Source organism: Mesorhizobium sp. M7A.F.Ca.US.005.03.2.1, assembly GCF_003997795.1.
Taxonomy (GTDB): Bacteria; Pseudomonadota; Alphaproteobacteria; order Rhizobiales; family Rhizobiaceae; genus Mesorhizobium; species Mesorhizobium ciceri.
In genome coordinates this window covers 1-7,192 of the sequence record NZ_RZRP01000272.1, presented here as the reverse complement: position 1 = coordinate 7,192, position 7,192 = coordinate 1, and the positions used below count along the sequence as shown (strand labels likewise).

At 60.4% G+C, this 7,192-nt stretch carries 7 protein-coding genes; all 7 read right to left on the bottom strand.

The window, feature by feature from the left end:
* On the bottom strand, positions 1-640 hold a 640-nt coding region (locus EN991_RS16630), incomplete at its 3' end, for a sugar phosphate isomerase/epimerase (protein ID WP_164769126.1).
* The gene (locus EN991_RS16625) at positions 640-1,716 is read right to left on the bottom strand and encodes a Gfo/Idh/MocA family oxidoreductase (RefSeq protein ID WP_127369156.1); all 1,077 of its coding nucleotides are present in this window, start codon (positions 1,714-1,716) and stop codon (positions 640-642) included. The genes EN991_RS16625 and EN991_RS16630, both read right to left, overlap by 1 nt.
* A gap of 11 nt (positions 1,717-1,727) precedes the next feature.
* On the bottom strand, positions 1,728-2,549 hold the full coding sequence (locus EN991_RS16620; RefSeq protein WP_127369155.1) for a sugar phosphate isomerase/epimerase: 822 nt from the start codon (positions 2,547-2,549) through the stop codon (positions 1,728-1,730).
* Positions 2,550-2,612: 63 nt separating this feature from the next.
* Positions 2,613-3,455 carry a carbohydrate ABC transporter permease gene (locus EN991_RS16615; protein ID WP_013532946.1) on the bottom strand — a complete coding sequence of 281 codons (843 nt, stop codon included), beginning with the start codon at positions 3,453-3,455 and terminating at the stop codon, positions 2,613-2,615.
* Between the two features lie 5 nt (positions 3,456-3,460).
* On the bottom strand, positions 3,461-4,357 hold the full coding sequence (locus EN991_RS16610; protein ID WP_023764771.1) for a sugar ABC transporter permease: 897 nt from the start codon (positions 4,355-4,357) through the stop codon (positions 3,461-3,463).
* A 138-nt stretch (positions 4,358-4,495) separates the two neighbouring features.
* Positions 4,496-5,743 (bottom strand): sugar ABC transporter substrate-binding protein, encoded by a 1,248-nt coding sequence (locus EN991_RS16605; RefSeq protein ID WP_127369154.1) that lies wholly within the window; start codon positions 5,741-5,743, stop codon positions 4,496-4,498.
* Positions 5,744-5,853: 110 nt separating this feature from the next.
* Complete coding sequence (locus EN991_RS16600; protein ID WP_063167588.1) at positions 5,854-6,999, bottom strand: ABC transporter ATP-binding protein; 1,146 nt, start codon at positions 6,997-6,999, stop codon at positions 5,854-5,856.
* Positions 7,000-7,192 lie beyond the last annotated feature (193 nt).

Below are 7,192 nucleotides of genomic sequence, written 5' to 3'. Positions count from 1 at the left end.
CCATGGCGATATGGCCGGCAGCCTCGTCGATCGCGGCGGCGACGATGGCGCGCGCTTCGTGTTGCGTCGCGTGCTCGAACAGGTTCGCCGGATCGAGCACGATCTTCAGATGCTTCGATCCCATTTCGGCGATCAGCCTGGTCGCGTCCCTGGCCGAGGTAACGATGTTGGCCTGCTCGGGCTCGATGCCGAGATCGACGCCGGCGTCTTCGGCAAGCGCCAGCGCTTTCTCCATCTCGGCGGCCATGTCGGACCAGGCGGCCGGCGTGCTATTGTCGGGATGATACGCCCATTGATCGGCGGCATTGCGCGAGCCGGTGCAGAGCGTGACCAGCGGAATACCGAGGGCCGCCGCCGTCTCGATGACGACGGCAAGACGGCGAAGACCATCGTCGCGCACAGCCTTGTCGGGATGCGCCATGTTGTAGGTGCCCGACAGCGCGGCCAGCGAAACGCCTGACGATCGCACTGCGGCACGGACGGAAGCGATGGCATCCGCCGGCACGACATCCGGCATCGACGGCAGGCCGGCGCAGGCGAGATTGAACTGCGTCGTCTCATAGCCAGCCTGCTTAACCGCCGTCAGCACGGCAGCCGGCTCTGTGCCGGCAAATGTCTTGGCGAAAATGCCGAGACGCATCAGACCGCTCCCGAAACCGAGGCGAGTTCGACCCGTTCACCTGTCTCGACCGAACGCGCGATGGCGACCATGGCGCGGATCGAGGCGATACCGTCCTCGACATTGGCGCCGCGCATCGGCGTGCCGGTGAGCACGGTGTCGGCAAGACCTTCGAGCTGGCGGCGGAAGAAATGGCCGTCGGCGCCGAGCGGCTTGTGGGCGGTGGCGGTCTTCTCGTAAAAGATCTCGACCTCGCTGGCGCGGAAGTACCAGGGGTTGAAGGTTTTCGCGATGACGGAGCCGTTCTCGCCATAGAGCTGAAAACCTTCGTGCCAGTCCATGCGCACGGCAACCGTCAGGTCGAGATGGCCGAGCGCGCCGCTGGCGAATTCGGTCTCGACGAACCAGCAATAGGCGCCGAAGCGTTCGTTGAGGCGGGCGCGCACGGCAACGATTTCGCCGCACAGGAAACGCGCCGTATCGACGAGATGCGAGCCGTGCGCCAGCATGAAATATTGCCTGAGATCAGCCTTGGGATTGCCGGTCGGCTTCTTCGCCAGCTTGCTGGTGACCGGCAGCGGCTGAATGGCATCGGTGTTGGTGTAGCGATGGGTGGAATCGCAGTACCAGGCCTTCAGCGCCAGCACCTCGCCGATCTCGTCGCGCACGAAGTCGCGCGCCGCCTCCAGCGCCGGGTCGAAGCGCTTCATATGCCCGACCTGCAGCACCTTGCCCGAGCGCCTGACCGCCTGGGCCAGCGCCTCGCCTTCCTCCACCGAGGTGCCGATCGGCTTTTCGCACAGGACATGCTTTCCCGCATCGAGCGCCTTGATCGACATCGGCACGTGATAGGCGTCCGACGTGGCGACGATCACCGCTTCCAGTTCGGGATCGGCGAGCATGGCGTCGTAGTCGGCATACATCTTTTGCGGCTCGTAGGTGGCGCCCATGCGGGCGAGCAGATCGGGTGCCGCGTCGCAGATGGCGTAGAGGTCGGCATTCCCAGCCTTCACGCAGGATTGCAGATGCGCGAACTGCGCGATGGGGCCGCAGCCGAGCACACCGACCCTGAGGCGTCTGTCCTGTTTCTTGATCATCGTCTCGTTCTTCAGGCGCCCAAGCTGCGCATTGTCTGGCGGTTGGTTTTTACCGCGCCGGCGGGATCCGCGGCGGCCGTTTCGGATTCCTCCTCCAGCACCAGCCAGCCATTGAAGCGCGGTGCGGTGTTGGCGATCTCGATCACCGCCGGCGTGTCGCAGACGCCCTTGCCGAGCATGGCCCAGGTGCCGTTGGCATCGACGTCCTTGAGGTGGATGTAGCGGATGCGGTCGCGGTAGGTGCGCAGCGTATCGGACATGTCGTTGTGGCCGCGCAGTATATGGCCGGTATCCGGTACCCAGCCGACCAGGTCGGGGTCGAGCAAGGCAAAGATCGCATCGTAATCGGCGCGGTCGAACAGCAGCGTGTTGTGGTGCGAGCTGGGATGCACCGCAACCTGGACCCCGGCCTTGCGTCCGATCTCGCCGGCGTTGTTGTAGACATCGGCCGCGATGGCGAACTTATCCTCACGCGGCCCGTCGGACACCACCGTCGCCGAGCCCATCGAGACCAGCGCGCCCGGGAACGCAGCCGCGAAGCCGATCCAGCGTTTGGCGGTCTCGAGATCGTCGCCGATCTTCTCCTTCAGCGTAAAGCCACTGTTCGAGCCAAAGGCGAAAGAAACCAGCGTCAGCCCCGACGTCTTCAGCGCGGCGGCGAACTCCTCCGGCTTGTCGCCATAATGTCCGATCATGGTGTCGGTGATCTCGATGCCGGCATAGCCACCGTCAGAGATCGCCCTCAGCAGATCGTCGGGGCCGCCGGTGAACCGGTCTCCCAGCATTTCCCAGGTGAAGGTCTGGCAGCCGACTTTGAGGTCTTTCACGTTCATCCTTTCAATCCTTGATACCGCTTATTGATTGATGCCACCCTGCGTCGCCGTGGGATGAACATCCTACTTGACCGAGCCCGCGGTCATGCCGGCGAGGAAGTACCTCTGGGCAACGAGGTAGATGAGCAAGAGCGGTAGCGAGCCGAGCACGCTCATCGCCATCATCTGGTTCCATTCGAAGGCATGCTGCCCCATCAACAGCTGGATGCCGATCGGGACCGTGCGCATGGACGTCGACTTCGTCAGCGTCAGCGCAAAGAGAAATTCGTTCCAGCACAACAGGAAGGTGTAGACCGACGTCGCCACGATACCAGGCAGTGAAATCGGGACAATCACCCGCCAAAGCGCGGTCCAGCTGCTGCCGCCGTCGACAGCCACGGCTTCATCGAGATCGCGGGGCAAGGTGTTCAGATATCCCGTCATCAGCAGGATCGCGTAGGGCAGCGTAAACACCAGGTAGGTCAGGATCAGCGCGACGTAGGTATCGAAGATACCGTATGAGACGACAAGCCCGAAGAAGGGGATCAAAAGTGTGATCGGCGGAATCGTCTGCGTGCTGATGATGATTGTGTTCAGGCTGCCCTTGCCGCGGAAATTGAAGCGGCTGAACCCGTAGGCCGCCAGCAAGGCGATCAGCACCGTCAGCACGGTCACCGCTCCCGCCACGAAATAGCTGTTGAAGAAGAAGCGCAGCTTTACCGGGTCGCCAAGGATGGCTGCATACGCTTCCAGCGTGAACGCCTTTGGCAGGATGGTTGGTGGCAGGGCAAAGATTTCGGTATTCGATTTGAACGAGCTGCTCAGCATCCAGTAGATCGGGAATGCCGCGAAAAAGAGCCCTGCTGCAAGCGCTACATGGAGCGCCACGGTGATCAGCCTGTCTTTCGGCGTGTGCCTTTTCCTCATGGTGATTACCGAGCCTTTTGATAGCGAATATAGAACAGCGTCAGGCCGAGAGAGATCAGCAGGATGACCACGGCGCTGGCCGAAGCCTGCGACAGGTTGTAGCTCGAAAATGCCAGCTTGTACGTGTAGGTGCTGAGGACCTCGGTCGAGTAGATCGGGCCACCGCCCGTCGTTATCCAGATTAGCGGGAAGACCTGCATGGTCCAGATGAAGTCGAGCAGCGAGATGCTGATGATGATCGGCATCAGCTGCGGAATGGTGATGAAGATCAGCTTCTGGTAGGCTTTCGCCCCGTCGATATCGGCGGCCTCGTAGAAATCCTTGGGAATGCCCTGCAAACCCGCGAGCAAACTGACCATGAAGAGCGGGTAGCCCGCCCAGATATTGGCAAAAGTGACTGCATGCAGCGCGGTCTCAGGCGAGGAAAACCATTCGACCTTGGAACCTATGATGCCGATTTGCATGAGAATACTGTTCACGACACCGTTCGGCTCAAGCAGGAGGCGCCAGATCACGGCGATGATCACCGCGGTGAACAGCCAGGGCAGTATGTAGAGCACGCGCAGAATATTGCGCAGCGTCGGATTGATGCGGTCGCTGTTCAGCATGAGCGCGAAGACCATGCCGATGGTCATGTGGAAAATGACACTCATGCATGTGAAGTAGAGCGTGTGCCACAGCGAAGCCCAGAACACGGGGTCGTCGAAGATCGCCTGGTAGTGCTTCAGTCCGGCAAAGGATGGGTCACGACGCAGCACCGCGCTGTTCTGGAACGAGTAGGCAATCACCGTCACCATCGGCAGCAGCATCAGGAGCCCGATTATGAGCAGCGAGGGCGACAGATAGAGGTAGGGTGCGACCGCTCGTTTGAGCTTGTGGTGGGAGCGCTTTTGCCGGGTCATGTGCCAACCTTGGGATACGCCTTCAAGGGAAGGTAAGCTTTCAAAAACAAGTCCACTCAGAATGCCGATCCGTTGTTGCCGGGTGGCCTGCCCGAAGTCAGGTCACCCGGTCGAAGACAGCAAACGGGAACAGGCCGATCAGAATTTCGCCATCCAGCCCTTCTGAGCGGCGGCGGCTGCTTGTTCCGGAGACTGCTCGCCGGCGAGCATCTTCTGGGCTTGCACGTCGAACTGGGTCATCAGGTCTTCAGCCACCGGCAGGCCCGTGAACTCATTGGCGAGATGACCGGTCTTGAAGATTTCAAAAGCCTTGCCGAAAGCCTTGTCCGAGGTCACGAAATCGGGCTTGGCGTTGACGTTGCCCGGGAACGCGTTTGCAAGCGACACGAGCTTGGCGTTGACCTTTTCACTCATCAGATACTGGACGAGTTTCCAGGCCTCTTCCTGATGTTTCGAAGCCGCAGAGATGCCGATGCCCCAGGAGGCATAGGGAAGGCCGCGCTTGCCGGTATAGTTTTCCACGACAGGGACCGGGATGAGGTCGAAGTTCAGCTTGGGATTGCGCTTGCGGATGAGGTTCACATGCGCGAGCGAGTCGATCATCATCCCGACGCGGTTGTTGACGAACTCCTCGACCTTTTCCTGCTCGGTCTTGGTGGCGATGCCGGGCGAGATGGTGCCGGCGTCATTGAGTGATTTGACGAAAGTGAGCATATCCACCACCGGTTTGCCCTCAAGGTCCGGCTTGCCGCTCGCCATCATCGACTGGCCCGAAGCCCAAACCCACGACATCATGTCGTTCTGGACGCCGGATGGCGTTTGCAGCGACAGGGGCAGCACCCAGCCATACTGGTTCTGGTCGGCGTGCGTCATCTTCTTGGCGGCTTCGAGAAACTCCGCACGGGTCGACGGCAGCTTGGTCACGCCCGCCTTGGCGGCGAGGTCCAAATTCACGAAGACTGGATAGACGAACGAAGCCACGGGAAACATCACGGCCTTGCCGTCCACCTTGATGATATCCGCGACCTGGCTCTTGTCGAAACCGCTCGCATCCATCATCGGATTCATGTCGGCGAGTGCACCCTGCGCATTCAGATTGTTCACCCAGGCGCCGTCGAGACCGACGACGTCGCTGAGCGTTCCGGTTGCAGCACCAACCGAGATCTGGTCTCGCGTGGTGGCGTAGGGGCCGCTGACCAGCGTCACCTTGATTCCGGGGTTTGCCGCCTCGAACTCGTCCATAATTGACCTGAGCGAGCCAGCCGGCAATTCGGGCTCCCACCATTGGGTGAATTCCAGCGTCGTATCCGCCATGGCGCCGGTTGCGCCAAGCAACCATGCGGCCGCGGCCATTTTCAGCATCGCGGATTTAATACGAAACGTCATTTTCTCCTCCTTCTTTATATTCGCCCGCACAATGCGGCCGATCGTCTGATTATTCAGAAGTCTTCTTACGCAGGCGCCTCACCCTCGCCCGCGGGTCTCATCGCTGATATTCAGATTGCCAGATGCGTCTCGGGGTCGAAGAAATGGAGCTTGGCATCATCCAGGGCCAAGCTGATTTCCGAGCCGGAGCGGACTGTGCTGACCGGTTCGAATTTCGCCACCGCATTCGACGCCAGGCCGAAATCCTGCACCGCGTCAGGGTCGCCGGAGTCCACCCGGACCGCATCGATGTTGAGATGGACGATTTGTTCGGATCCGAGTTCTTCGATCGAGGTCACCTTTGCCGGAATCGTCTGATACTTGCGGCCCGATTCGAGACTGCTGTCATAGAGATCCTCCGGTCGTATCCCGAACACGACCTTGCGCCCCGCATACGACCTCAAGCCCGGCCTGCGCACGAAGGCTGCATCCTGCAGCCGGATGGCCAAGGCGCCGGACATCAGTTCGTCGCCCGTCAGGGTTGCCTCGAAAAGATTCATCGAAGGAGACCCGATGAAGCCGGCAACGAAAGCGTTCACCGGCGATTCATAGAGTCTCTTGGGTGCGTCGACCTGCTGCAGCACGCCGCCTTTCAACACCGCGACCCTGTCGCCCATCGTCATGGCTTCGGTTTGGTCGTGGGTCACATATATGGTCGTTACGCCGAGCTGCTTTTGCAGACTGGTGATTTCGGCGCGCATTTGAACACGCAGTTTCGCGTCCAGATTGGAAAGGGGTTCGTCCATGAGAAAGGCTGCCGGCTCGCGCACCATGGCGCGGCCCATGGCAACCCTTTGACGCTGTCCGCCTGAAAGGTTCGCGGGTTTGCTGTCCAGCAGAGACGTCAGTTGAAGGGTTTTGGCGATCTCGTCCACGCGCTTTTTGCGCTCGGCCTTCGGCTTGCCTGCCAGCCGCATCGAAAAGCCGATGTTTTCGAACACAGTCATATGCGGATAGAGGGCGTAGCTCTGGAAGACCATCGCGATGTCGCGATCCTTGGGCGGCATGTCGACGACGTCGACCCCGCCGATCCGGAGGCTGCCGCTGGTGACGTCCTCCAATCCCGCGATCATCCGCAACGCGGTGGATTTGCCACAGCCGGACGGCCCGACGAGAATCAAGAACTCGCCGTCCTTGACCGACAGGTTCAATTGGTCGATTGCGTGAAAATTGTTCCCGTATGTCTTGCAGATATTCTCAAGAACGACTTCTGCCATATTCCTCCCTCCACAAGTCTAAGCCATTGATTCTTATGATTGTCCTCGGCTTACGCTCACCTGCGAAATTTTTCCTCGGATAGTTCAGGCTATGTTCCGGTATCAAGCCGCGCATATTTCAGTTCGACTGCCGAGGCGCTTCCGACCGACGACCAGGTCAAGGAACTCCTGGCATCGACGAACGCGCCGTCGG

Excerpts from the sequence above, each read along its gene's own strand:
- EN991_RS16615 (WP_013532946.1), bottom strand. The coding sequence starts at position 3,455 with ATGAGGAAAAGGCACACGCCGAAAGACAGGCTGATCACCGTGGCGCTC.
- EN991_RS16625 (WP_127369156.1), bottom strand. The coding sequence starts at position 1,716 with ATGATCAAGAAACAGGACAGACGCCTCAGGGTCGGTGTGCTCGGCTGC.
- EN991_RS16610 (WP_023764771.1), bottom strand. The coding sequence starts at position 4,357 with ATGACCCGGCAAAAGCGCTCCCACCACAAGCTCAAACGAGCGGTCGCA.
- EN991_RS16600 (WP_063167588.1), bottom strand. The coding sequence starts at position 6,999 with ATGGCAGAAGTCGTTCTTGAGAATATCTGCAAGACATACGGGAACAAT.
- EN991_RS16605 (WP_127369154.1), bottom strand. The coding sequence starts at position 5,743 with ATGACGTTTCGTATTAAATCCGCGATGCTGAAAATGGCCGCGGCCGCA.
- EN991_RS16620 (WP_127369155.1), bottom strand. The coding sequence starts at position 2,549 with ATGAACGTGAAAGACCTCAAAGTCGGCTGCCAGACCTTCACCTGGGAA.